The organism is Janthinobacterium sp. EB271-G4-7A (assembly GCF_020858075.1).
Classification (GTDB): Bacteria; Pseudomonadota; Gammaproteobacteria; order Burkholderiales; family Burkholderiaceae_D; genus Janthinobacterium; species Janthinobacterium lividum.
Genome location: NZ_JACYMI010000001.1, coordinates 588,644 through 611,517, shown reverse-complemented (window position 1 = coordinate 611,517; position 22,874 = coordinate 588,644). Strand labels below are relative to the sequence as shown.

Below are 22,874 nucleotides of genomic sequence, written 5' to 3'. Positions count from 1 at the left end.
AATTTGCATCAAAAGCGGGGAAATCCGGTATTCCCCCACTTTTGGTGTATCCTATATCCCTTCGCAACAACGGCTCACGCCTCCTATGCCCGAGCACCCTAGTGGCGTCAGAACTGACGTCAAGCCCCACCGGTCACTGTTTGAACGCCTGACCGCACTCATTTCCCCCGAGCCAGAGAACCGTGCAGAATTGCTCGAAGTTCTACACGATGCGCATGAACGCAAGCTGATCGACGCCGACGCCCTGTCGATGATCGAAGGCGTGTTTCAGGTATCGGATCTCTGCGCGCGCGACATCATGATTCCCCGTTCGCAAATGGATGTCATCGACATCAGCAAGCCGATCGAGGAATGGATGCCGGAAGTCCTGTCCACCGCCCACTCGCGCTTCCCCGCGATCGAAGGCGAGCGCGACAAGGTCATCGGCATCCTGCTGGCGAAAGACTTGCTGCGTTATTACGCAGAAGAAACTTTCGACGTCCGCGACATGCTGCGCCCTGCCATCTTCATCCCCGAATCGAAACGCCTGAATGTGCTGCTGCGCGATTTCCGCGCCAACCACAATCACATGGCCATCGTCGTCGATGAATACAGCGGCGTCGCCGGCCTGATCACCATCGAAGACGTGCTGGAACAGATCGTCGGCGATATCGAGGATGAATACGACTTCGACGAAGCCGAGGACAACATCCTGTCGCTCAAGGAAGGCCAGTTCGGCCCCCGCTGGCGCGTCAAGGCGCTGACCGAGATCGAACAGTTCAACGAAGAAGTGGGCAGCCACCTGGTCGACGACGACGTCGACACCATCGGCGGCCTCGTGTCGAAGTACTTGGGCCGCATGGCGCACAAGGGCGATATTTTCGACCTGGGCAATTTGCGTTTCGAGGTGCTGCGCGCCGATGCGCGCCAGGTGCACGTGCTGCTGGTCGAGCGCCTGCCCAACGTGCCGGAACTGGAACTCTGACATGCGCGTGCTGTAAATGCGTTTCAGACGCGCTGACCCCAACGCCCCCGCCAAACCGCCCCGCAGCATAGGGGCGCGCATGCTGACTGCCGCCGTTGCCGGCGCCGTCGCGGTGCTGGCGTTCGCCCCTTTCGGCTACTGGCCCCTGCAAATCCTCAGCCTGGGCGTGCTGTTCTATCAGGTGCTGCGCGCGGCGAACGTCAAGGCCGGCGCGCTGATCGGCTGGGCCTACGGTTTTGGCTGGTGCGCGGCCGGCACGCACTGGCTGTATATCTCCATGCACCGCTATGGCGACATGGCCGCACCGATCGCGGTCATCGCCGTGGCCCTGCTGGCCCTCCTGATGGCCATTTACGTGGCCCTGGCCATGGGCGCGGCCGCCTGGCTGCGCCAGCGCTGGGTGCTGTCCCTGCCCGCCATGACCTTGCTGGTGCTGCCCGCCACCTGGACGCTGTTCGAATGGACGCGCGGCTGGCTGTTTACGGGTTTCCCGTGGCTGGCCACCGGTTACGCCCACAATGCCAGCCCGCTGGCCGGCTTTGCCCCCATCGTCGGTGCGTATGGCCTGGGCTGGCTGGCGGCGCTGTCGGCCGGTGCCCTGCTTTTGCTGACGCACCGCACGCGCTGGTTTGCGCTGGGCGGCGTCATCGCGCTGTACGCGGCAGGCATCGGCTTGCAGTACGTGGCGTGGACGCACCCGGTCGGACGCCCGATCACGGTGCGCCTGTTGCAAGGCAACGTGCCGCAGCAGCAGAAATTCGACCCCGGCTTCGTGCTGGGCGCCCTGCAAATGTACCAGAGCGCCATCACCAGCGCGCCGGCCGACCTGATCGCCACGCCGGAAACGGCCGTCACCGTGCTGCCGCACCAGCTGCCGCCCGGCTATCTGGACAGCCTGGCGGCTTATTCGCAGCAGACGGGCAGCACGATCCTGGTCGGCATGCCCGTGCTCGACGAGCAGCAGCGCTTCTACAATGCGGCCCTGGGGATCACGCCCAACGGCGCGCCGGGACCGTATTACCAGTACCGCAAGCACCATCTGGTGCCGTTCGGCGAATTCGTGCCGCCCGGCCTGCACTGGTTTGTCGCCATGATGGCCATCCCGCTGGGCGACATGGGCCGCGGCGCGGAAGTGCAGGCGCCGCTGCAGGTGCGCGACCAGCTGGTGTTGCCGAATATCTGCTACGAAGACTTGTTTGGCGAGGAAATCGCCGGCCAGCTGGCCAGCGCCCACCGCCATGGCAAGCAGTCGGCGTCCGTGCTGCTGAATATCTCGAACCTGGCCTGGTTCGGCGACTCGATCGCCATCCCGCAGCATTTGCAGATTTCGCAGATGCGCAGCCTGGAAACGGGCCGCCCGATGCTGCGCTCGACAAACACGGGCGCCACCGCCGTCATCGACGGCAAGGGCGTGGTGCAAAGCCTGCTGCCGCCGGAACAGCAAGCCACGCTGGCGGCCAAGGTGCAAGGCATGGGCGGCATGACGCCATACATTCTGTACGGCAACAAACTGGTGCTGGCCCTGGCCGCGCTGGCCCTGCTGGCGGCCTTCCTGCTGTCGCGCGCCGCCCGCCGTGGCCGCGCCGGGCAGCAATAAGCGGCCGATATTGCCCGAAGAGTCACAGTGGGCCCGTAAAAACCGCTAAAATTAGCAAAACCCCGGCCCGGACGCGCTTGACTGGCAGCGTCCGGGCTTCAAGCAAACCTTAACAGCGCGCAGTCTCCCGCGCGGCGAACTCATACGATGCTCACATTTCAACAAATTATCCTGACCTTGCAAACCTATTGGGACAAGCAAGGTTGCGCCCTGCTCCAGCCTTACGACATGGAAGTCGGCGCCGGCACCTTCCACACCGGCACCTTCCTGCGCGCGATCGGCCCGGAACCCTGGCGCGCCGCGTATGTGCAGCCGTCGCGCCGCCCGAAAGATGGCCGCTATGGCGAAAATCCGAACCGCATGCAGCACTACTACCAGTACCAGGTGGTGCTCAAACCCGCGCCGGAAAACATCCTCGACCTGTATCTGGGTTCGCTGGCCGCGCTGGGCCTGGACTTGAAGCAGAATGACGTGCGCTTCGTCGAAGACGACTGGGAAAGCCCGACCCTGGGCGCCTGGGGCCTGGGCTGGGAAGTCTGGCTGAACGGCATGGAAGTGACCCAGTTTACCTACTTCCAGCAAGTGGGCGGCCTCGATTGCAAGCCCGTGCTGGGCGAGATCACCTACGGCATCGAACGCCTGGCCATGTATCTGCAAGGCGTGGAAAACGTGTATGACCTGGTGTGGACCGAGTGGGAAGAAAACGGAGTCACGAAGAAGCTGACCTACGGCGACGTCTTCCACCAGAACGAGGTGGAGCAATCGACCTACAACTTCGAGCACGCGAACACGGACCTGCTGTTCGAACAGTTCGGCAACTACGAAGCGGAAGCGAAGCGTTTGATCGAGCTGCAACTGACCCTGCCCGCCTACGAAAAGATCATGAAGGCTTCGCACAGCTTCAATATGCTCGACGCGCGCGGCGCCATCTCGGTGACGGAACGCGCCGCCTACATCGGCCGCGTGCGCACCCTGTCGCGCCTGGTGGCGCAGGCGTATTACGACTCGCGCGAGCGCCTCGGTTTCCCGATGCTGCCCGCCGCAGACCAACCCGCCGCCGCTTGATCGCCTAGCTCATACACCGCCGTACCAGACAAGAACACCATGAACCAAACACTGCTCATCGAACTGCTGACCGAAGAACTGCCGCCGAAAGCGCTGGCCAAACTGGGCGCCGCCTTCACGGCCGGCATCGTCAACGGCCTGAAAGCGCGCGACTTCCTGGAAGCCGACAGCGTCGCCACCAGCTACGCCTCGCCGCGCCGCCTGGCCGTCTCCATCACCAACGTGCGCGAAGTCTCGCCCGACAAATCGATCCGCGAAAAAGTCTTGCCCGTCTCCGTGGCGCTGGACGCGAACGGCAACGGCACGCCGCCGCTGGCCAAGAAACTGGCCGCACTGGGCTTCCCCGAGCTGACGGTGGCCGAGCTGGAACGCGCCGTCGACGGCAAGGCCGAAAGCTTCTTCTACACCTACACGGCGCCAGGCAGCCAGCTCGCCACCGGCGCGCAGGCGGCATTGACGGAATCTTGCGCCAAGCTGCCGATTCCAAAGCTGATGAGCTATCAGCGCCCGGACGGCACCACCGTGCAATTCGTGCGCCCGGCCCACAGCCTGATCGCCCTGCACGGCATCAATATCCTGCCGTTGACCCTGCTGGGCTTGACGGCCGGCCGCACCACCCTGGGCCACCGCTTCCTCACCGATGGCGAACCGATCACCATCGCGCACGCGGAAAACTATGCGCCTTCACTGATCCTCAACGCCAGCGTCATCGCCAGCAACGAGGAACGCAAGGAGCGCATCCGCGCCCAGTTGCTGGACAAGGCCGGCGCCGACCAGGTGCTGATGCCCGAAGCGCTGCTCGATGAAGTTACCGCCCTGGTCGAATGGCCGGTCGTGTATGAATGCCACTTCGAGGAGGAGTTCCTGGCAGTGCCGCAGGAATGCCTGATCCTCACCATGCAGACGAACCAGAAATACTTCGCCCTGACGGACAGCGAAGGCAAGCTGCGCTCGCGCTTTTTGATCGTCTCGAACATCGAGACGGACACGCCCGAGCACATCATCGGCGGCAACGAGCGCGTCGTGCGCCCGCGCCTGTCCGACGCCAAGTTCTTCTTCGAGCAAGACAAGAAGAAGACCCTGGCATCGCGTCTGCCGCTGCTGGCCAACGTTGTCTACCACAACAAGCTGGGCACGCAAGCGGCCCGCACGGAGCGCGTCAAGTCGCTGGCCGGCGCCATCGCCGCCAAGCTGCAATATGACGTGGCACTGGCCGAACGCGGCGCCCTGCTGGCCAAGGCCGATCTGCTGACCGACATGGTGGGCGAATTCCCCGAACTGCAAGGCATCATGGGCACGTATTACGCGCGCCATGACGGCGAACCGGAAGAGGTGGCGCTGGCCGCCTCCGAACACTACCAGCCGCGCTTTGCCGGCGACAGCCTGCCGACCACCGGCACCGGCACCGCCGTGGCCCTGGCCGACAAGCTCGAAACCCTGGTCGGCATCTGGGCCATCGGCCTGGCGCCGACGGGCGACAAGGATCCGTTCGCGCTGCGCCGCCACGCCCTGGGCGTGCTGCGCATGCTGCTGGAAAAACGCTTGCCACTGTCGATCCAGGGCTTGCTGGCCGATGCCGCCGCGCAGTTCGCAACGGTGCCCGGCTTCAAGGATCCGGTCGCGGATGTCACCACCTTCATGCTGGACCGCCTGCGCGGCATCCTGCGCGAACGCGGCTTCTCGCCAAATGAAATCGAAGCCGTCGTGGCGCAAAACCCGGACCGCCTGGACGACATCGTGCAGCGCCTGGAAGCCGTGCAGGCGTTTGCCGCCCTGCCGGAAAGCGCCTCGCTGGCCGCCGCCAACAAGCGCATCACGAACATCCTGAAAAAGAACGAGGAAGCCGTCAGCCAGGTCGCCGCCGGTGGCGTGAATGTGGCGCTGCTGCAGGACGAAGCGGAGAAAAAACTGGCCGCCGCCGTTTCGCGCGTGCAGCCGGAAGTCGACGCGGCCTTTGCCAAGGGCGATTTCACCAGCACCCTGCAAACCCTGGCGCAGCTGCGCGACGATGTCGATGGCTTCTTCAATGACGTGATGGTGATGGCCGAGGATGTCGCCCTGCGCAACAACCGCCTGGCCTTGCTGTCGTCCTTGCACGGCATGATGAACCGCGTGGCCGACATTTCCAAGCTGGCGGCATAATGGGTACTCCGGCTCTGAAACTGATTATTCTCGACCGCGACGGCGTCATTAATCATGACTCGCCGGACTTCATCAAGTCGCCGGCCGAATGGCTGCCGATCCCCGGTTCGCTCGAAGCGATCGCCCGCCTGAACCAGGCTGGCTATCGCGTCGTCATCGCCTCGAACCAGTCAGGCATCGCGCGCGAATATTTCGACATGACGGTGCTGAACGCGATCCACCAGAAGATGCACACCCTGGCGCAGCAGGTAGGCGCCGATATCGACGCCATCTTCTTTTGCCCGCACGCGGGCGCGGACAATTGCGACTGCCGCAAGCCCAAGCCCGGCATGTTCCATGAAATCTCGCAGCGCTACAACACCAGCCTGAAAGGCGTGCCCACCGTCGGCGATTCGCTGCGCGACCTGCAGGCAGGCTTCATCAGCGGCTGCGTGCCCTACCTGGTATTGACGGGCAAGGGCGAAAAGACCAACGAAACGGGTGGCCTGCCGCCTGGCACCCAGGTCTTCCCCGACCTGGCCGCCGTCGTCAGCCATCTGCTCAAGGCGCCCGCCGCAGCGGCGCCCAGCGTGGCATTGAGTATCTAATCTTCGGAGAACCGCATTGCGTAATATTTCCCTGTTCCTGCGATCCCTGCTGTTCATGATCATCATGATCGTGGCCACCATCGTCTGGGCCTGCGTGTGCTTTTTTGCCGCGCCATTGAGCTACAACAAGCGCTATTGGGTCACCTCGCGCTGGAACGTGTTTATCCTGTGGTGTGCCAAGGTCATTTGCGGCATCCGCTATGAAGTCAAGGGCGCCGAGAACTTCCCCGACGCGCCGGCCATCGTGCTGTCGAAGCACCAGTCGGCATGGGAAACCATCTTTTTGCTTCCCAGCCTGCCACGCCCGCTCGTGTATGTGTTCAAGAAGGAGATTTTGTACATCCCGTTCTTCGGCTGGGCCATGGCGCTGCTGCGCATGATCCCCATCGACCGCAAGCAGGGCAAGCATGCGTTCAAGAGCGTGGTCGCGCATGGCAAGCGCCGTCTGGCCGATGGCCAATGGATTATCATGTTCCCTGAAGGCACGCGCATTCCCGTGGGCCAGACGGGCAAGTACAAGAGCGGCGGCACGCGTCTGGCCATCGCCACGGGCGCCGTGGTGGTGCCGATTGCACACAACTCAGGCGAGTGCTGGCCCAAGCAGTCATTCCTCAAACGCCCGGGACTGATCACCGTCTCGATAGGCAAACCGATTTCGCCGGAAGGGCAAACCCCGGACAGCATGATGCAACAGGTGGAAAATTGGATAGAATCAGAAATGCGCGTCATTTCGCCTCACGCCTACAACGCTGGCTAGACGGCATCAGCGCGGTCATCCAGGAGCCGACACTGCGCCAGCAGATGAAGACCATCAAGGTCGGCGACCAGCAACTGGATTTGTTCGCGCATGACGTCTCGACCAGCACGCCCCCGGCGGTGCGCCCCACGGCACCGCCAGCGCCGCCCGTGGCGCCACCGGTAGTGGCGCCCGCGCCCCCCATCATTCGTCCTGCCCCGCCTCCCCTGCCTTCCCCGCCACGCACCGCCGATGGCCCGCCGCTGCGCCAGCTGCAACTGGGCAGCCACCTCGTCGAATTCGCCCTGCGCCGCTCCACGCGCCGTTCCATCGGCTTCATGATCGACGATAACGGCTTGCGCGTCACGGCGCCCAAGCGCGTCACCCTGGCCGAAATCGACAACGCCATCCGCGCCAAGCAAGGCTGGATCGTCTCGAAGCTGCTGGAGCGGGGCGAGCGCAAGGTGCAGCGCCAGCAGCGTCCGCCCGTGGCCTGGGTCGATGGCGCCGTGCTGCCCTACCTCGGCGGTGACATCACCCTGCGACTGCACCAGGCGCCGCGCCACCGCGCCAGCTTCCAGCGCGAGACGAATGAGCTGCACGTATGGGTCACGCCCACGGGCAGCGAGCAGCAATTGAAGGAAAAAGTGAAGGGCTGGTTCCAGCATGAAGCGCGCCAGCTGTTCGAGGCGCGGCTGGACCTGTATGCGGACAAGCTGGGCGTGCGCTACGACTCATTGTCGCTATCGTCGGCCGGCACGCGCTGGGGCAGCTGCACTATCGAGCGCAAGATCCGCCTGAACTGGCGTTTGATCCACTTCGCCCTGCCGCTGATCGACTACGTGGTGGCGCACGAACTGTCGCACCTGCTGGAAATGAACCACAGCCCCCGCTTCTGGGCCACCGTGGAATCGATCTATCCCGATTACGACGGCGCCAAGCAGGCGCTCAGAAAACGCTCGCAAGAGCTGCCAGTCCTGTTCGCGTAAACAACATTGTTGGCGTCGCCTGTCGGATTACGCGCAAGCGCTAATCCGACCTACCTCGATCACGGCAGTAGGTCGGATTAGGCCGCAGGCCGTAATCCGACAACATTGTTGGCCGTGCATCCATCACGGCAACAGGGGCTGGATGGCCGCTATCGTGCGCGGCGTGGCGCCCCGGTGCTGGTTGGCAAACGCCAGCGCTTTTTCTCCCATAACCGCCAGGCGCGCGGGATCCTGCAGCAGGGCCGACGCCTGCGCCATCAGCGCATCGGCGTCTGCCACCAGCGCGGCGCCGCCGGCGGCAATCGCCTGCTCGGTCACCAGCGCAAAATTGAAGGTGTGGGGACCGATCAGCACGGGCTTGCCCAGGGCTGCCGGCTCGATCAGGTTTTGCCCGCCCAGCGGCAGCAGGCTGCCGCCGACGAAAGCGCAATCGCAGGCTGCATAGTACGCAAACATCTCGCCCATCGAATCGCCCAGCAGCACCTGCGTGGCTGCCGCAACGGCATCGCCCTGCGCCAGGCCGGACCTGCGCTGCACGGCCAGGCCCTGCGCCGCGATCAGTTTTTCCACTTCGTCGAAGCGCTGCGGATGGCGCGGCACGATCAGCAGCAGCGCATTCGCGGGCAAGCTGGCGCGGGCATAGGCATCGAGGATCAGCGGCTCTTCCCCTTCGCGCGTGCTGGCGCACAGCAGCACGGGACGTGCGCCGATGGCTGCGCGCAGCGCCGCCCCCGTCGCCAGCGCCGCCTCGGGCACGACGACGTCGAACTTGATGCTGCCCGTGACGACCACGTCACGCACGCCCAGTTGGCGCACGCGATCGGCGTCGTCCTGCGTCTGCGCCGCCACCAGGGTGATGCCGCGCGCCGCATCGGTGATGAGCTTACCCAGGCGCTGCGCCTTGCCCAGCGAGCGCTGCGACAATCGCGCATTGGCCAGCACCACCGGCACTTTGTAGCGATTGCATTGGTGGATCAGATTCGGCCACACTTCCGTCTCCATCAGGATGCAGATGCGCGGCGCGAAATGGCGGATGAAGCGGGCCGGCATGGCGCCCGTGTCGTACGGCAGATAGCTTTGCACGAGACGCGTGCCGTGTTTGGCGAACAGGGACTTGCCCGTGGCGCGCCCCGTCGGCGTCATGTGCGTGAGGACGATGCGGCAAGCGGGCCATGCGGCCAGCAGCGCATCGATCAGCGGCTCGGCCGCGCGCGTCTCGCCGACGGAAACGGCGTGCAGCCAGATGGTGTCCATGGCAGGGGCTGGCTGGCGCCCGTAAAAGCCCAGGCGCTCGCCCCAGTGCTGGCGGTAGCCGGGTTCCTGGCGTCCGCGCAGCCACAGCCGCGCCAGCACCAGTGGCAAGGCCAGCCACCAGGCAAGGGTATAAAGAAGTCGCATGATTGTTTGATGTTGAAGTCAGGCGGGAGGATAGTCGGCCAGCAGGCGCTGCGCCGCGGCCAGCACTTCCGGCACGCCGGGCGGCGCGCCTTTGTCGCCCAGGTTGATGATTTTCGGCGACCAGTTGCCTTCCGTTTTCCACAACGGGGAATCGGCATAGATTTCCACCGTCGGACGCACAAAGGCGGCGGCGATATGCGTCAGGCCCGTGTCGACGCCGATCACCAGCGCCGCGTGGCGCGCCAGCAGGGTGGCGTCGCCCATCGACAGCTTAGGCAGCACGCGCGCATTCGGCAGGCCGGCCGCCACTTGTTCGGCTTCCGCCTTTTCCTTGGGCGAACCCCAGGGCAGCAGAATCGGCATGGGCGCGAGCGCCTGGCCCAGGGCGATCCAGTTTTCCGGCGCCCATTTCTTGGCGTCGCGCGCCGTGCCGTGGAAATACACGCAGTAAGGCGCCTCGCCCATCCAGTCCGGGCGCGGCTCGCTGCCTGATACTTCCGGCAAGCCGAAATCAGCCGGCGTGTCGACCGTGTAGCCGAGTGCCGCGGCAGCCACCAGGCGGCCCCGCGCTACCGCATGCGTGCGCGGGTCGAGGGGAATGCTTTTCGTGTGAAACAGGCGCGAGATGCCTTCATAGCCGGAACCTTCGCTGCCATTGGCCAAGCCGACTTTCTGTCCGCCCGGCGCCAGGCGCGCGGCGCCCATGATGATGCCCGTCTTGAGCAGGCCCTGGGTATCGAACACATAATCGTAGCGCGTCTGCCGCAGGCTGCGGAAGAAGGCGGCGATTTCCGCGCGCGTCTCTTTCTTGCCCAGGCTCTTGCGCCAGCGCCGCAGCGCAAACGGGAAGATGGTAGCCACGCGCGGGTTCAGGCGCACCAGGCTGGTATAGCCCTCCTCGACCACCCAGTCGATGGTCGCGTTCGGGAAATGGCGGGCGATGTCCGCCACCATCGGCAAGTTATGCAGCACGTCGCCCAGCGAAGATACCCGCACCAGCAGGATTTTCAAGGGCGCCTGTGCGCCAGGTTGACCGGCCATGCTGTCAGAACGGCAGGACAGCGTCTGGCTTGGCCGCCAGGATCACGCTTTTGAACTGCCCCTGGATGCGCGCCAGGGCTTCCGGCGTTTCCGCTTCGAAGCGCATGACGATCACCGGCGTGGTGTTCGACGAGCGGGCCAGGCCGAAGCCGTCCGCGTATTCCACGCGCAAGCCGTCGATGGTGATGATCTGTTCATTGCCGGGGAAGACGGCGTCGCGGCGCAGCATGTCCATCAGCGCGACATTCTCGCCCTCCTTCAGTTCCAGGTGCAGTTCCGGCGTGCTGTCGGACTGCGGCAGGGAATTGAGCAGGCTTGACGGATCCGCTTCGCGCGTGAGGATTTCCAGCAGGCGCGCAGCCGAATACAGGCCGTCGTCGAAACCGTACCAGCGGTCCTTGAAGAAGATGTGGCCGCTCATTTCGCCGCCCAGCGGCGCGCCCGTTTCACGCAGCTTGGCTTTCACCAGCGAGTGGCCCGTCTTGTACATCAGCGGCACGCCGCCATGCTTGCTGATCCACGGCGCCAGGTGGCGCGTGCATTTCACGTCATACAAAATCTGCGCGCCTGGGTGGCGGGTCAGCACGTCGGCGGCAAACAGCATCATCTGGCGGTCAGGGTAGATGATCTGGCCATCCTTGGTGACCACGCCCAGGCGGTCGCCGTCGCCGTCGAAGGCGATGCCGATTTCGGCATCCGTCTCGGCCAGGCAGCGGATCAGGTCTTGCAGGTTTTCCGGATGCGCCGGGTCCGGGTGGTGGTTCGGGAAATTGCCATCGACTTCGCAGAACAGTTCGATGACTTCGCAGCCCATGCCGCGGAACAGGTCGCCCGCGAATGCGCCGGCCACGCCATTGCCGCAGTCGACGGCGATCTTGATCGGGCGCGCCAGCTTGACGTCGCCCAGGATGCGCTCCAGGTAGGCGGCGCGGATATCGTGCGTGGCATAGCTGCCCGGCGTGCTGCTGGCGCTGCCGTCGTGCGCGACGATGCTGTGGTACAGGGCCTGGATCGCTTCGCCGTGAATGGCTTCACCGGCCAGCACCATCTTGAAGCCGTTGTAGTCGGGCGGATTGTGGCTGCCCGTGACCATGATGCCGGAGCGCGTGTCGAGCACATTCGTGCCGAAATAAACCATCGGCGTAGCCACCACGCCCAGGTCGATCACATCGATGCCTGCCGCTTGCAAGCCCTGCGCCAGCGCTGCCGTCAATTCCGGTCCCGACAGGCGGCCATCGCGGCCGATCACGACCCGCTGCTCGCCCTTGGCCAGGGCTGCCTGGCCAAATGCCTGACCGATCTTGTGCGCCACGCTGGCATCGAGGGTTTTAGCGATGATGCCGCGGATATCGTAGGCCTTGAAGATCGTTCTGGACAATGGAAGCATGGTGTGGGCGGTATAAGTAAGGGAATAGTGTGGTGCCTGGCAAGGTGCAGCGCGCGGCTGACAGCTTGCTGCTGCGCCAAGAGTATACCGAATTATACGCGCAGCAGATCGATCGACTTGCCCGATTCCACCCACTGCTTGACCCACAGCGGCTGGCGACCACGGCCTGTCCATTGCTCGGTCGCATTGTCAGGGTGGCGGTAACGCACCGCGACCTTGCCCGTGCGCGGGTGCAAACCATCGAGTATCAGCTGTTTCAGCGGAATGCCCGCCTGCTGCGCGATGGCCATGATCTGTTCGCGCGCCTTGTTCAAGTCTTCGCGCTCGCGGCCGTTCAATTCCTGCTTCACATTATCTTCCAGCTTGCGCAATTCCAGCATCGTCATGGTTGACAGATCCATCCGGTACATCCTTTACATTAATTTAAATAATAAAATCACGTGAAATATACTACATTGTATAAACAGCTGCGCACCGTTGCATAATCCATCAACTATTGAATCACGGCCATCAGCGTATTTATCTGCTCAACATTAAGATTCAATGAAGAATATGCCGAAAGCACGCGTGAAAAATAAATAAACAAGGATGCGTGGCATTCCGGAATGGCTGCGCATGCCGCTTGCAAGGCTGGCATGGCGCAGCCATCCATGCCGATAAACGCGCTGGCCGATTATTATCGATGTACGGCAACGGGAAATGCAGCCCTATTAAATCCCCATGCGGCATAATCGGCATCCGCTTTTTTCTTCCCGCCGGCCATGCGCGCAATTGCTCGCAGCCCCTCGATGTCCCCAACGCCAAAGGGCTGGCATGCTTATAATGCAGGCGCGTAGTTCACTTCACCCCGGCACATATGAAAACTTACTTTATCGGCGATCTGCAAGGCTGCCACGCACAAACCGTCGAGCTGATCGAACGGATCCAGGCGGCAGCGGATGGTCCCTACCGCCTGCTGTTCGCGGGCGACTTGATCAATCGCGGCCCCGCATCGCTGGCCACCCTGCGCCACGTGCATGCGCTGGCGCGGCAGGGCCTGGCCGACAGCGTCCTGGGCAACCATGACTTGCACCTGCTGGCCGTGGCCAACGGCATCCGCCCCGAGCATGCGTCCGATACGCTGGCCGAGATCCTCGATGCGCCCGACCGCGAGGAATTGCTCGCCTGGCTGCGCCAGCGGCCACTGGCACTGGAACACGACGGCCATGTGCTCGTGCATGCGGGCTTGCTGCCGCAATGGAGCGCTGCCCAGGCCCTGTCGCTGAGCGGGGAAGTGTCCGCCATGCTGCGCAGCGACGGCTGGGTGGCGTTCCTGCGTACCATGTACGGCAACGAGCCGGCCGCCTGGCGCGACGACCTGCAGGGCGCCGACCGGCTGCGCTGCATCATCAACGCCATGACGCGGCTGCGCTTTTGCACGCCGGATGGCGTGATGGACTTCAAGATGAAGGAAAGCGGCAGCCCGCCGCCCGGCTCCGGCCTGCTGCCGTGGTTCGACGTACCCGGACGGCGCAGCGCTGGCGACACCATCGTCTTCGGCCACTGGTCGGCGCTGGGACTGCAGTTGCGACCGCACCTGATTGGCCTCGATAGCGGCTGCGTGTGGGGCGGCAAACTGTCGGCCGTGTGTCTGGAAGACCGCTCGCTGCTGCAAGTCGACTGCCCTGCCTTCCAGCAGCACAGTGGCAAGCGGTAAGTGACAAGCATGGCGCGCATATGCTTAGTCGAAATCGGTCGTTGGCCTTGCCGCGCGTGGCCCTTATGATGCAACTTTTATGATGCAGCTTTTGCCTGTGCTATCCCATGCCCCCTGATACCGACAGACTGGCGCGCTGGCTGCTCGGCAGCCTGGAACTCGACACCGCCGTCCTGCATGTGGGCCAATACTGCGGCCGCTGGCGCGCCTCCACGGCAGGCCGGGAACTGGGCAGCTTTCACCTGGTGCTCGATGGCCACTGCTATCTGCACCTCGATGGCGCGGCGCCGATTGCGCTCGGCCCGCGCGACGGCGTCTTCCTGCTGCGCGACTTGCCGCACTTTCTGAGTCCCCACAGCGACCCGCTTCAGGCGGTCAGTGCGCAAGCCATGCTGCCGCTGCAGGCGCCCACGAAACTGCCGGCGACGGCGCTGGCCTGCGGCTTCTTTCAATTTCGCGGTGCCCTCTCAGCGCTGATCGTCGACTCCTTCCCGCCATATCTGCTGATACGCGGCGACGCGCCCGCCTTCAGCGCCGCCGCCGCGCTGTTCGACCTGATCCTGGCGGAGGCGGGCGGCGATCCGGAACAACCGTCGCCGCTCATCGCGCGCCTGGTCGAACTGCTGTTCTTTTACCTGATCCGCCATGTGGCGCAGGGCGAGCAGGTGGCGGCCGGCCTGCTGTCGCTGCTGCACCAGCCCGCGTTTTCGCCGCTGCTCGAACGCATGCTCGACGCCCCCGCCGCCGACTGGTCGATCGAGAACATGGCCAAGGCAGCGTGCATGTCGCGCGCCAGCTTCTGCAAGCATTTCGCCAGCGCCAGCGGCCACTCGCCGGCCCAGTTCCTGCTCCTGCTGCGCATGAAGATCGCGGCGCGCCGGCTGCACGACGGCGTCTCCGTCGAACGCGCGGCCGAACTGGTGGGCTACCGCTCGCACGCCGCCTTTACGCGCGCCTTCAAGCGGGTCACGGGCGAGCAGCCGGGCGCCTACCGGCGCGACCAGCGCCTGCGCCAGCTGGCCAGCTGAAATCAAGGATCTCACAATCGCAGACGAACGAGCACAAAAGGGCGACGCTGACGTCTGTTGCGCGCACGGCATGGCCGATATAATGGCCGGGTGACTTACCAACTTAGCAAGGTACCCCATGCCCCGTCTGACGCTGCACACTCTCGATACCGCTCCGGCCGATAGCCGTCCCTTCGTGGAAAAGGCCATCGCCAACAATGGCTTCCTGCCCAACCTGATCGGCGTGCTGGCCAATGCCCCGCTGGCCCTGGAAACCTATCTGACCGTCTCCGGCATCAATGGACGCGCCAGCCTGAGCCTGATGGAACGCGAAGTGGTGCAAATCACGGCAGCGCGCATCCATGGCTGCGATTTCTGCATCGCCGGCCATAGTGCCATCTCGCTGAAAAAAGCGGGCCAGACACCGGACACGGTGCGCGCCCTGCAGCACGGCCAGCCGACGGGTGACATCAAACTGGACGCCGTCGCCGCCTTCGCCACGGCCGTCATCGCCACGCGCGGCGCCGTCAGCGACGCCGAATATCAAGCCTTCCTGGCCGCCGGCTACGAGGAACAGCAGGCGCTGGAAGTCGTGCTGGGCATCAGCCTGGCCACCCTGTGCAATTTCTCCAACAGCCTGGCCGGCACGCCCGTCAATCCGCAGTTGACGCCCTACCTGCCTGGCGCCGTCTGACATGGGCCGCCTCAATCACTGGCTGCACATGCATGCCGACCAGCTTGACCAATCATCGGAACTGGCTGAAACCGTTTTGCCGGCCCTCGCTGGCGACCAGTTGCTGGCCATCGGCGTGCCGCAGGCACATGGCGGCGCTGGCGGCGACGTACGCGACGCCATCGACGCCATCGCCAAAGTGGCCGAGCAATCGGTGACGGCAGCTTTTGTTTTCTGGGGCCAGCGCTGCTTCATCGAATTCCTGCTGCAAAGCGAGAACCGCGCGTTGGCCGAGCGCCGCTTGCCAGGCCTGCTGGCAGGCACGCAAGCGGGCGCCAGCGGTTTGTCGAACGCCATGAAATTCTTGTCCGGCATCGAGCAGCTGCAGATCACGGGCGCGCGCCATGATGACGGCCTGCTGGTCGACGGCGGCCTGGCCTGGGTGACGAACTTGCGCAAGGCGGGCTTTGTCGCGGCGGCCGCCGTGGCGCCGAACGATGGCGCGCCCCCCGTCATCGTCGCCTTCGACAGCGGTACGGCAGGCGTCAAGCGCAGCGAAGACCTGGACCTGATCGCCCTGCGCGGCAGCAATACGGCTTCCGTCAAGCTGGCGCAGGTGCACATTCCCGCCGCGGACATCATCAGCGACAATGCGCCAGCCTGGCTGCCGCAGGTGCGCCCATCGTTCCTCGGCATGCAGTGCGGCCTGTCGATCGGCCTGGCGCGCGCCAGCCTGGCAAAAGCGGCGCAGATTTCCGCCGGCTCGCGCAACCAGCTCACGCCCCGCATCGAAGCGCTGCAAGCCACCCTGGAAAACGCCGTCGCTACCCTGCTGGCCGGCGTGCATGATGGCCGCTTCCAGACGCAGGCGCCAGCCATGTTCCGCCTGCGCATACAGCTGGCCGACGTGCTGCAGCAGGCGCTGATGCTGGAACTGCAAGCCATGGGCGGGCGCGCCTACCTGAACGCCGAGCAGCAGGGCTTTGCCCGCCGCTGGCGCGAATCGTCGTTCATCCCCATCGTCACCCCCAGCCTCACGCAATTGCAGGCGGCCTTGCAGCTGTTCGACAGCCAGCAGGCGGCCAAGGCGGCGGGAGCCCCGGCATGACGGCAGCGGCGCAAGACTGGGCGCTGCAGGCACAGGACCTGAGCTACGCCTATCCCGGCACGGCGCCTGTGTTCCAGCACGTCTCGCTGGGCGTGCGCAAGCGTGAAATCGTCTGCCTGCTGGGCGGCAGCGGCTGCGGTAAATCGAGCCTGCTGCGCGTGCTGGCTGGCTTGCAGCCGCCATCGACGGGCGAGATCCAGTTCCTCGATGCGCCCATGCGCGAACCGGATCCGCGCAGCGCCCTCGTCTTCCAGCAGGCCAGCCTCCTGCCCTGGCTGAATGTCACGGGCAATGCCGGTTTTGGCCTGGACTTCAAGCACCAGCCGCAGCTTACGCGCGAGGCGCACCAGGCGCGCGTGGCGCAAGCCATCGAAGCGGTCGGCTTGAAGGGCCGCGAAAAACTGTACCCGTCCGCCCTGTCGGGCGGCATGGCGCAGCGCGTGGCGCTGGCCCGTGCGCTGGCGCGCGAACCGGAACTGCTGTTTGCCGATGAACCGTTTTCCGCGCTCGACGCCATCACGCGCGCCGAGATGCAGTCGCTCCTGGTCGACGTGGTGCACCGCTGGCACACGGCCGTGCTGCTCGTCACGCACGATATCGATGAAGCCATCCTCGTGGCCGACCGCATCTTGCTCATGGGCGGCAAGCCGGGCAACATCGTGCGCGAATGGCCCGTCGCCATCGCCCAGCCCAGAATCGGCCACAGCGCCGACGTGATCGCCCTCAAGATGGACATCCTCGACGCCCTGCAAGCGCTGCAAAAGCAGGATCAAACGCCCGCCTTTGCTCCCCATTAATCGACCGGAACATTCCCATGACATTCGAAGACCAAAACAAACCCCTGCACATCTGCGCCTCGTCCGATTGCGATTGCGGCCTGACGCGGCGCGACTTCCTGCGCATGTCGGCCCTGGCCACGGCCAGCGTTGCCTCGCCGCTGCTGTTCGCCGGCGACGCCATGGCCCAGCAAGGTCCGAAAGGCGATGACCAGCCCGTGAAGATCGGCTACCTGCCGATTACCGACGCCACCCCGCTGCTCGTCGCGCACGCCCGCAAGCTGTTCGAGGCCGAGGGCTTGCAGGCGGAAACGCCGCGCCTGTTCCGCAGCTGGGCGCAGATCATCGAAGCCTTCGTCGCCGGCCAGGTCAACGTCATCCACCTGCTGTCGCCGGCCACCCTGTGGGTGCGCTACGGCGCCAAGTTCCCCGCCAAAGTCGTCGCCTGGAACCACGTCAACGGTTCCGCGCTGACGGTGGCCAACGAGATCAACAAGGTCTCCGACCTGGGCGGGCGCACGGTCGCCATCCCGTTCTGGTACTCGATCCACAACATCCTGTTGCAGCAAATCCTGAGCGCCAATGGCTTGACCCCGGTCACGCGCGCGCGCAACGCAGCCATCAAATCGAATGAGGTCAATCTGATCGTGCTGGCGCCGGCCGAAATGGTCTCCGCGCTGGCCAGCAAGTCGATTGCCGGCTACATCGTGGCCGAGCCGTTCAATGCGGCGGCAGAAAACGCCGGCATCGGCAAGATCCTGCGCTTCTCGGGCGACGTGTGGAAAAACCATGCATGCTGCGTCACGTTCCTGTCCGAACGCGACATCAACACGCGTCCCGAATGGGCGCAAAAGGTCACCAACGCCATCGTCAAGGCGCAGCTGTGGACGCGCTCGAACCAGGTCGACACGGCCAAGCTGCTGTCGAACGTGGGCGAGCACCGCTACACGCCGCATCCGCTGCAAGTGCTGACGAAGGTGCTGGCCACCACCGATTACGCCAGCTATGAAAAACAGGGCCTGATCGTGCACAAGAACTGGCAGCAGCGCCGCATCGACTTCCAGCCATATCCGTTCGCCTCGTACACGGAAGAGCTGGTGCGCGCCATCGGCCGCACCAAGGTCGAAGGCGATACGCGCTTCCTGGCCAACCTCGATCCGAAGTTCGCCGCGCGCGACCTGGTCGATGACCGCTTCGTGCGCAAGGCCATCACGGCAGTCGGCGGCCCGGCCGCCTTCGGCTTGCCGGCCAACCTGCTGCGCAGCGAAACCGTGGCGGTCTGACGATGGCAAGCAAGTTGTTCACGAAGTTCGGCCTGCCCCTGGTGGGGCTGGCCTGTGCCTTGCTGCTGTGGTCCATGGGCGTGACGGCGCTGGAGAAATCCACGCCGATCGCCACCGCCTTCGCCCCCTTGCCCACGGCGCTGGCGTTCCAGGAGATGGTGGGCGGTTCGGATATCTGGCTGCACGTGGTACTGAGCCTGCAAAGGGTAGCCGTGGGCCTGGGACTGGCCATCGTCATCGGCGTGCCGCTGGGCGTGCTGGTGGCCATGTCGAAGAGCTTTTCCGGCGCGGCCATGCCGCTGTTCCAGCTGCTGCGCATGATTTCGCCGCTATCGTGGATGCCGATTGCCGTGATGGTGCTCGGTGTCGGTGACGCGCCCGTGTACTTCCTGCTGGCGTTTGCGGCCGTCTGGCCGATCCTGCTCAATACGGCGGCCGGCGTGGCGCGGCTCGATCCAAACTGGCTGCTGCTGGCGCGCAGCCTGTCGGCCACGCGCAGCGAGATCGTCTTCAAGGTGATTTTGCCGGGCATTACGGCCGATATCCTGACGGGCGTGCGCCTGGCCATCGGCATCATCTGGATCGTGCTGGTACCGGCGGAAATGCTGGGCGTGTCGGCGGGCCTCGGCTACTTCATCCTCGACACGCGCGACCGGCTCGCGTATTCGGAGCTGATGGCCGCCATCGTGCTGATCGGCATACTCGGTTTCATCCTCGACTACCTGGCCCGCGCCGCGCATGCGCGCTGGCTGCACGTCAAAAGCTAGGCGGTCTTTTCCAGCGGCAGCGTGGCGGCGATAGTCGCCTGCGTTGCCGCTGCCAGTTCACGGCGGTGCGCGTCGAGCGTCGCCACTGGCGCCAGACAGGTCAGGCGCGCCGTGATGGGCGGGCCGCTCAGAATCGCCACCATGCTTTGCGCAAAGCTCATGTCGCCGATGAAGTCGACGGCGTGGTGCAAGGCTCCCTTGTCATCCACATACACGAGCGCGAACGGCTGCACCGGCACTTGCGCGTCGATGGCCGCCTCGAACAGGTTGGCGTGAAACGGCAGGATCTGTCCTTGCGCGGCGGTCGTGCCTTCGGGGAAGAACGCAATGCGCTCGCCCGCCGTCAATTTATCCACCAGGCCCTGGAAAATCAAACGCAGGTCGCGCTTGCTGCCGCGCGAAATGAAGATGGTGCCGGCGCGCCCCGCCAGCCAGCCCAGGATCGGCCAGGCGCGGATTTCCGCCTTGGCGACGAAACGGCAGGGGTGGACGGCATTGATGACGAAGATGTCGAGCCACGACACGTGGTTCGCCACCACCATCGCATGGTCGAGGGCCGGCACGCTGTCTGCCGGCTGCGCCACGTGCACGCCGCAGATGTCGAGCAGTTGCGTCGACCAGCGGCGGATCCGCCGGTTGCGCCCCTCCAGGTCCAGCCAGGGAAAGAGCACGGCGCTCTTGGCCATGCCGCAGCCCAGGTGAATGGCGATGCGCGCGAGGCGGTAGGTAAGCAGAAGTTTCAAATCACACCAACAAATAAACCAGAACCGAAATCCGGGAGCAGACAAGGGATGCCGGGGCAGCGCGCCCCGGTCCATGGATCTGATTTTTTAACGCTGAAACGCCACCTGTCCGGCAACGATGGTCGCCTTGACGATGCCGCTCAGCTCATAGCCGAGGAAAGGCGTGTGCTTGCCCTGGCTGGCCAGCGACGCCGACGACACGGTCCAGCGCGCGGCGGGATCGAAGACGCAGATGTCGGCCGCTTCGCCCACGGCCAGGCTGCCGGCCGGGATGCCGGCGACACGGGCCGCGTCCGCCGTGACCTTGGCCACGGCGCGCGCCAGCGGACGGGCGCCCGCTTGCGGCTGCGCCAGCGCATAGTCGTCGGCCCATTTCAGGGCCAGCGACAGCAGCAGCTCGAGCCCCGTGGCACCGGGCGACGCTTCGCCGAACGGCAGCAGTTTTTCATCGTCGTCGACCGGCGTGTGGTCCGAGCACATGGCGTCGACCGTGCCGTCGAGCAGGCCGGCGCGGATCGCATCGCGGTCGCGCTGGCTGCGGAACGGCGGCGTGACGCGCGCATTCGGGTCGAAGAAGCCGATGTCGGCGTCCGTCAGGTGCACATGGTGCACGCCCACGTCGCAGGTGACGGGCAAGCCTTCGGCCTTGGCCGCACGGATCAGTTCCAGGCCGGCCGCCGACGAGATGCGGCACAGGTGCACGCGCGCGCGGCTGGCGCGCATCAATTCGAAGATCGTGTGCAGGGCGATGGTTTCGGACATCACGGGCACGCCGGATAGCCCCAGGCGCGACGCCAGCGGGCCGCTGTGGGCGATGCCGCCGCGGCCGATATGCGGATCCTGCGGGCGCAGCCAGACGGTGTAGCCGAAGGTGTTCGCATACTGCATGGCGCGCAGCAGCACGGTGGTGTCTTCGATCGGCTCTTCCGCCTGCGCGAAGCCGATGCAGCCCGCTTCCGTCAGTTCCGCCATTTCCGTCAGCGACTTGCCCTTCAAGCCCATGGTCAGCGCGCCCAGCGGATGCACGTGGGCCTTGTTCTGCGTCTTGGCGCGGTATTTCAGCATTTCCACCAGGCCCGGCTCGTCCAGCACGGGGTCGGTGTCGGGCGGGCATACCAGGCTCGTGACGCCGCCTTGGAGAGCTGCCTGCAGTTCCGATTCCAGGGTCGCCTTGTATTCGTAGCCCGGCTCGCGCAGGCGCGCGGACAGGTCGACCAGGCCGGGGGAAACCACCAGGCCGGCCGCGTCAAACGTGGTGTCGGCCTTGAAACCGGCCGGGGCGCTGCCCACGGCCAGCACCTTGCCGTCGGCGATAAACAGGTCTTGCAAGCCATCGATGCCGTTGGCAGGGTCGATCAGGTGGCCGTTCTTGATATGTAGTGTCGTCATGCTCGCTTACTCGTCCTTGGGCTATCAGCCCTGATTACCAGCCAAAATACTCATCACCGCCATGCGCACGGCGATACCGAAGGTCACCTGCGGCAGGATCACCGCCTGCGGACCGTCGGCCACGGCCGAATCGATTTCCACGCCGCGGTTCATCGGGCCCGGATGCATAACGATGGCGTCCGGTTTCGCCAGCGCCAGGCGCTCGGGCGTGAGGCCGTAGCTCTTGAAGTATTCCTGCGCCGATGGCAGCAGCGCGCCGCTCATGCGTTCATTTTGCAGGCGCAGCATGATGATCACGTCGACGCCCTTGAGGCCTTCATCCATGTTGGTGAAGGTGCGCACGCCCATCTGCTCCAGGCCGCCCGGCAGCAGGGTGTGCGGACCGATGGCGCGCACTTCCGGCACGCCCAGCGTGGTCAGCGCGTGGATGTCGGAACGGGCCACGCGGCTGTGCAGGATGTCGCCCACGATGGCCACCGTCAAGTTGGTGAAATCCTTCTTGTAATGGCGGATCGTGTACATGTCGAGCAAGCCCTGGGTCGGGTGCGCATGGCGTCCGTCGCCCGCGTTGACAACGTGGACGTGCGGCTGCCTGGTGTCGATCAGGTGCTTGGCGATCAGGTAGGGCGCGCCCGACTGCGCGTGGCGCACGACGAACATGTCGGCATGCATGGCCGACAGGTTGTCGATGGTGTCGAGCAGGGACTCGCCCTTGCTGGCCGACGACGCCTGGATGTTCAGGTTGATGACGTCGGCCGACAGCCGCTTCGAGGCGATCTCGAAGGTGGTGCGGGTGCGCGTGGAGTTTTCAAAGAACAGATTGAAAACGCTCTTGCCGCGCATCAGCGGCACCTTTTTCACATCGCGGTCGGAGATGCCGACGAACGAGGAAGCGGTATCGAGGATGTGGTTGACGATAGACTTCGGCAAGCCTTCGATCGTCAGCAGATGTTGCAGTTCGCCGTGTTTATTCAGTTGCGGATTAAGCATGGTGGGTATCTATGGTGAGCGTGAATTTTCCATCGTCGGCTTGCTTCAGGACCAGGGCCTGGCCCGGCGGCACGGCTGTGAAGGCGGCCACGAAATCGGCGGCCACCGGCAACTGGCGCTCGCCGCGGTCGACCAGGGCGGCCAGCATGATCTTCGCCGGGCGGCCATAGTCGAACAATTCGTTGATGGCCGCGCGCGTGGTGCGGCCCGTGTACAGCACGTCGTCGACCAGCAGGATGGTGGCGCCAGCCACGTCAAAACTGATCTGCGTCGGCTTGACGTCCGCATGCAGGCCCTTCTGCGCAAAGTCGTCGCGGTAGAACGAGACATCGAGCACACCCAGGCGGTCGACCAGGTTCAGGTCGCGCGCCAGGCGTTCGGCCAGCCAGGCACCGCCCGAATGGATACCGACGATGGCCACGTTGGGGATGCCCGCCAGGCCGCTCTGCACTTGCTGCAGCAAGACCGCGTACAGGGCCTCGGCGTCGAGTTGGGAAGGATTCGTAGGATGCGGCATAGAGTTCTTGATCATTCAG

At 64.7% G+C, this 22,874-nt stretch carries 22 protein-coding genes; 14 read left to right on the top strand and 8 right to left on the bottom strand.

Going from position 1 to position 22,874, the window contains the following annotated elements; all coding sequences use genetic code 11:
- Positions 1-85: 85 nt before the first annotated feature.
- From IGS58_RS02820 to IGS58_RS02790, 7 genes are all read left to right on the top strand, one after another.
- A complete protein-coding gene (locus IGS58_RS02820; RefSeq protein ID WP_034746750.1) occupies positions 86-964 on the top strand; it encodes an HlyC/CorC family transporter in 879 nt (292 codons plus the stop codon).
- Positions 965-1,043: 79 nt separating this feature from the next.
- Positions 1,044-2,561, top strand: a complete 1,518-nt coding sequence (lnt, locus tag IGS58_RS02815; protein WP_081345693.1) for an apolipoprotein N-acyltransferase — start codon at positions 1,044-1,046, stop codon at positions 2,559-2,561.
- Positions 2,562-2,708: 147 nt separating this feature from the next.
- Positions 2,709-3,626 carry a glycine--tRNA ligase subunit alpha gene (gene glyQ, locus IGS58_RS02810; RefSeq protein ID WP_034780177.1) on the top strand — a complete coding sequence of 306 codons (918 nt, stop codon included), beginning with the start codon at positions 2,709-2,711 and terminating at the stop codon, positions 3,624-3,626.
- A 39-nt stretch (positions 3,627-3,665) separates the two neighbouring features.
- Entirely contained in the window at positions 3,666-5,768 is a 2,103-nt protein-coding gene (gene glyS / locus IGS58_RS02805; RefSeq protein WP_151096986.1) for a glycine--tRNA ligase subunit beta, read from the top strand.
- Positions 5,768-6,355, top strand: coding sequence for a D-glycero-beta-D-manno-heptose 1,7-bisphosphate 7-phosphatase (gmhB, locus tag IGS58_RS02800; protein ID WP_052139990.1), 588 nt, complete (start codon positions 5,768-5,770; stop codon positions 6,353-6,355). Before glyS ends, gmhB begins: the two co-directional genes overlap by 1 nt.
- 16 nt (positions 6,356-6,371) lie before the next feature.
- Positions 6,372-7,112, top strand: a complete 741-nt coding sequence (locus IGS58_RS02795) for a lysophospholipid acyltransferase family protein (RefSeq protein WP_034780186.1) — start codon at positions 6,372-6,374, stop codon at positions 7,110-7,112.
- A gap of 44 nt (positions 7,113-7,156) precedes the next feature.
- Complete coding sequence (locus IGS58_RS02790) at positions 7,157-8,080, top strand: M48 family metallopeptidase (RefSeq protein WP_099389016.1); 924 nt, start codon at positions 7,157-7,159, stop codon at positions 8,078-8,080.
- Between the two features lie 123 nt (positions 8,081-8,203).
- Here the strand turns inward: IGS58_RS02790 and waaA are convergent, their stop codons facing one another.
- From waaA to IGS58_RS02770, 4 genes are all read right to left on the bottom strand, one after another.
- Positions 8,204-9,478, bottom strand: a complete 1,275-nt coding sequence (gene waaA / locus IGS58_RS02785) for a lipid IV(A) 3-deoxy-D-manno-octulosonic acid transferase (protein WP_230520612.1) — start codon at positions 9,476-9,478, stop codon at positions 8,204-8,206.
- 18 nt (positions 9,479-9,496) lie between these two features.
- Positions 9,497-10,519, bottom strand: coding sequence for a lipopolysaccharide heptosyltransferase I (gene waaC / locus IGS58_RS02780; RefSeq protein ID WP_070255901.1), 1,023 nt, complete (start codon positions 10,517-10,519; stop codon positions 9,497-9,499).
- Between the two features lie 4 nt (positions 10,520-10,523).
- A complete protein-coding gene (locus tag IGS58_RS02775) occupies positions 10,524-11,906 on the bottom strand; it encodes a phosphomannomutase/phosphoglucomutase (protein ID WP_034780201.1) in 1,383 nt (460 codons plus the stop codon).
- A gap of 92 nt (positions 11,907-11,998) precedes the next feature.
- A complete protein-coding gene (locus IGS58_RS02770; RefSeq protein ID WP_034780203.1) occupies positions 11,999-12,307 on the bottom strand; it encodes an H-NS histone family protein in 309 nt (102 codons plus the stop codon).
- Between the two features lie 455 nt (positions 12,308-12,762).
- Here IGS58_RS02770 and IGS58_RS02765 point away from each other — a divergent pair, with 455 nt between their 5' ends.
- The 7 genes from IGS58_RS02765 to IGS58_RS02735 all read left to right on the top strand — a co-directional run bounded on the left by IGS58_RS02765 (position 12,763) and on the right by IGS58_RS02735 (position 19,216).
- Positions 12,763-13,602, top strand: coding sequence for a symmetrical bis(5'-nucleosyl)-tetraphosphatase (locus IGS58_RS02765; protein WP_092607863.1), 840 nt, complete (start codon positions 12,763-12,765; stop codon positions 13,600-13,602).
- A 107-nt stretch (positions 13,603-13,709) separates the two neighbouring features.
- Positions 13,710-14,630: an AraC family transcriptional regulator gene (locus tag IGS58_RS02760; RefSeq protein ID WP_099394842.1), complete on the top strand. Its 921-nt coding sequence runs from the start codon at positions 13,710-13,712 to the stop codon at positions 14,628-14,630.
- Positions 14,631-14,748: 118 nt separating this feature from the next.
- Positions 14,749-15,303: a carboxymuconolactone decarboxylase family protein gene (locus IGS58_RS02755; RefSeq protein ID WP_230520611.1), complete on the top strand. Its 555-nt coding sequence runs from the start codon at positions 14,749-14,751 to the stop codon at positions 15,301-15,303.
- A 1-nt stretch (position 15,304) separates the two neighbouring features.
- The gene (locus IGS58_RS02750) at positions 15,305-16,390 is read left to right on the top strand and encodes an acyl-CoA dehydrogenase family protein (RefSeq protein WP_070255914.1); all 1,086 of its coding nucleotides are present in this window, start codon (positions 15,305-15,307) and stop codon (positions 16,388-16,390) included.
- The gene (locus IGS58_RS02745) at positions 16,387-17,187 is read left to right on the top strand and encodes an ABC transporter ATP-binding protein (protein ID WP_034780212.1); all 801 of its coding nucleotides are present in this window, start codon (positions 16,387-16,389) and stop codon (positions 17,185-17,187) included. Before IGS58_RS02750 ends, IGS58_RS02745 begins: the two co-directional genes overlap by 4 nt.
- Before the next feature lie 17 nt (positions 17,188-17,204).
- A complete protein-coding gene (locus IGS58_RS02740; protein ID WP_070255916.1) occupies positions 17,205-18,449 on the top strand; it encodes an ABC transporter substrate-binding protein in 1,245 nt (414 codons plus the stop codon).
- A gap of 2 nt (positions 18,450-18,451) precedes the next feature.
- A complete protein-coding gene (locus IGS58_RS02735; RefSeq protein ID WP_230520610.1) occupies positions 18,452-19,216 on the top strand; it encodes an ABC transporter permease in 765 nt (254 codons plus the stop codon).
- Here the strand turns inward: IGS58_RS02735 and IGS58_RS02730 are convergent.
- From IGS58_RS02730 to pyrR, 4 genes are all read right to left on the bottom strand, one after another.
- The gene (locus IGS58_RS02730; protein ID WP_230520609.1) at positions 19,213-19,959 is read right to left on the bottom strand and encodes a lysophospholipid acyltransferase family protein; all 747 of its coding nucleotides are present in this window, start codon (positions 19,957-19,959) and stop codon (positions 19,213-19,215) included. The two genes, IGS58_RS02735 and IGS58_RS02730, sit on opposite strands and share 4 nt — an antisense overlap.
- Positions 19,960-20,046: 87 nt before the next feature.
- Complete coding sequence (locus IGS58_RS02725) at positions 20,047-21,348, bottom strand: dihydroorotase (RefSeq protein ID WP_230520608.1); 1,302 nt, start codon at positions 21,346-21,348, stop codon at positions 20,047-20,049.
- A gap of 24 nt (positions 21,349-21,372) precedes the next feature.
- Entirely contained in the window at positions 21,373-22,338 is a 966-nt protein-coding gene (locus tag IGS58_RS02720) for an aspartate carbamoyltransferase catalytic subunit (protein WP_034780223.1), read from the bottom strand.
- The gene (gene pyrR / locus IGS58_RS02715) at positions 22,331-22,855 is read right to left on the bottom strand and encodes a bifunctional pyr operon transcriptional regulator/uracil phosphoribosyltransferase PyrR (protein WP_070255920.1); all 525 of its coding nucleotides are present in this window, start codon (positions 22,853-22,855) and stop codon (positions 22,331-22,333) included. The genes IGS58_RS02720 and pyrR overlap by 8 nt, the downstream gene beginning before the upstream one ends.
- Between the last annotated feature and the right edge of the window lie 19 nt (positions 22,856-22,874).

Excerpts from the sequence above, each read along its gene's own strand:
- IGS58_RS02820 (WP_034746750.1), top strand. The coding sequence starts at position 86 with ATGCCCGAGCACCCTAGTGGCGTCAGAACTGACGTCAAGCCCCACCGG.
- lnt (WP_081345693.1), top strand. The coding sequence starts at position 1,044 with ATGCTGACTGCCGCCGTTGCCGGCGCCGTCGCGGTGCTGGCGTTCGCC.
- glyQ (WP_034780177.1), top strand. The coding sequence starts at position 2,709 with ATGCTCACATTTCAACAAATTATCCTGACCTTGCAAACCTATTGGGAC.
- glyS (WP_151096986.1), top strand. The coding sequence starts at position 3,666 with ATGAACCAAACACTGCTCATCGAACTGCTGACCGAAGAACTGCCGCCG.
- gmhB (WP_052139990.1), top strand. The coding sequence starts at position 5,768 with ATGGGTACTCCGGCTCTGAAACTGATTATTCTCGACCGCGACGGCGTC.
- IGS58_RS02790 (WP_099389016.1), top strand. The coding sequence starts at position 7,157 with ATGAAGACCATCAAGGTCGGCGACCAGCAACTGGATTTGTTCGCGCAT.
- waaA (WP_230520612.1), bottom strand. The coding sequence starts at position 9,478 with ATGCGACTTCTTTATACCCTTGCCTGGTGGCTGGCCTTGCCACTGGTG.
- waaC (WP_070255901.1), bottom strand. The coding sequence starts at position 10,519 with ATGGCCGGTCAACCTGGCGCACAGGCGCCCTTGAAAATCCTGCTGGTG.
- IGS58_RS02775 (WP_034780201.1), bottom strand. The coding sequence starts at position 11,906 with ATGCTTCCATTGTCCAGAACGATCTTCAAGGCCTACGATATCCGCGGC.
- IGS58_RS02770 (WP_034780203.1), bottom strand. The coding sequence starts at position 12,307 with ATGGATCTGTCAACCATGACGATGCTGGAATTGCGCAAGCTGGAAGAT.
- IGS58_RS02765 (WP_092607863.1), top strand. The coding sequence starts at position 12,763 with ATGAAAACTTACTTTATCGGCGATCTGCAAGGCTGCCACGCACAAACC.
- IGS58_RS02760 (WP_099394842.1), top strand. The coding sequence starts at position 13,710 with ATGCCCCCTGATACCGACAGACTGGCGCGCTGGCTGCTCGGCAGCCTG.
- IGS58_RS02755 (WP_230520611.1), top strand. The coding sequence starts at position 14,749 with ATGCCCCGTCTGACGCTGCACACTCTCGATACCGCTCCGGCCGATAGC.
- IGS58_RS02750 (WP_070255914.1), top strand. The coding sequence starts at position 15,305 with ATGGGCCGCCTCAATCACTGGCTGCACATGCATGCCGACCAGCTTGAC.
- IGS58_RS02745 (WP_034780212.1), top strand. The coding sequence starts at position 16,387 with ATGACGGCAGCGGCGCAAGACTGGGCGCTGCAGGCACAGGACCTGAGC.
- IGS58_RS02740 (WP_070255916.1), top strand. The coding sequence starts at position 17,205 with ATGACATTCGAAGACCAAAACAAACCCCTGCACATCTGCGCCTCGTCC.
- IGS58_RS02735 (WP_230520610.1), top strand. The coding sequence starts at position 18,452 with ATGGCAAGCAAGTTGTTCACGAAGTTCGGCCTGCCCCTGGTGGGGCTG.
- IGS58_RS02725 (WP_230520608.1), bottom strand. The coding sequence starts at position 21,348 with ATGACGACACTACATATCAAGAACGGCCACCTGATCGACCCTGCCAAC.
- IGS58_RS02720 (WP_034780223.1), bottom strand. The coding sequence starts at position 22,338 with ATGCTTAATCCGCAACTGAATAAACACGGCGAACTGCAACATCTGCTG.
- pyrR (WP_070255920.1), bottom strand. The coding sequence starts at position 22,855 with ATGCCGCATCCTACGAATCCTTCCCAACTCGACGCCGAGGCCCTGTAC.